Genomic DNA, 945 nt, shown 5'->3' with positions numbered 1-945 from the left:
GCGCTCAAGGGTGGCAAGGTCGATCTGCAGTTGCGTCCGCGTTACGAGTACGTGCATCAGGCCGGCCGGGCCGAGGACGCCAATGCCTTCACCATGCGCACCCTGCTCGGCTACAGCACCAAGCCTTTCGCGGGTCTGGGGGCGAGCCTGCAGTTCATCAACATCGCGCATCTCGGGAGTGATGACTTCAATGATCTGACCAATGGCCAGCTGGCCTATCCGGTGGTGGCCGATGCCGAAACCACGGCGGTGAACCAGGCCTTTCTGAGCTATCAGGGCCTGCCCGGCACCCTGATCAAGGCCGGACGACAGATCATCAAGCTCGACAATGACCGCTTCATCGGCAATGTCGACTGGCGCCAGAACATGCAGACCTATGATGGCGTGAGCATCGAGAACAAGAGCCTGCCCGGCACCACGCTCTTTGCCGCCTACATCAACCGCGTCAAGGGCAGCTATGCCAACTTCCAGGCGCCGGCCGGCCAGAACCTGCAATCGGTACGCCTGAGCCTGCTGCATGCCGGGTTCACGCCCTTCAAGGGCACGACCCTGTCGGGTTATGGCTATTTCTATGAGGATCGTAGCCAGCCCGAGAGTACCGCGAGCAGCATTTCCAGTGGCACCACCGGCGCGCGGCTGAACGGCGACTATCCCCTGGGCAGCTACAAGCTGCTCTATACCGCCGAATATGCCCGCCAGCTCGGCTACCGTGATCCCCGTCCCGGCATCAAGGCCGACTACTGGCTGCTCGGAGGTGGAATGAGTGCGGGCATGCTCTCGGCGCGCTTTGATTATGAGGTGCTGGGCGCCAACGACCGCGGTACTTACGGCTTCCAGACCCCATTTGCCACCAAGCACGCCTTCAATGGCTGGGCCGACATGTTCCTGGCCACCCCGGCCACCGGCCTGCAGGATGCCTTCTTCACCGTGAGCGCCAAGCCGCTC

At 62.5% G+C, this 945-nt stretch carries 1 protein-coding gene; it reads left to right on the top strand.

From position 1 onward, the window contains the following. A partial coding sequence (locus WOB96_RS14420) for an alginate export family protein (RefSeq protein ID WP_341372000.1) occupies nucleotides 1-945 on the top strand: 945 nt, incomplete at both ends.

The sequence above is a fragment of the Thermithiobacillus plumbiphilus genome (genome assembly GCF_038070005.1).
Classification (GTDB): Bacteria; Pseudomonadota; Gammaproteobacteria; order Acidithiobacillales; family Thermithiobacillaceae; genus JBBPCO01.
The sequence above is the reverse complement of the archived record's forward strand: the minus strand, read 5'-3'. Positions and strand labels throughout refer to the sequence as shown.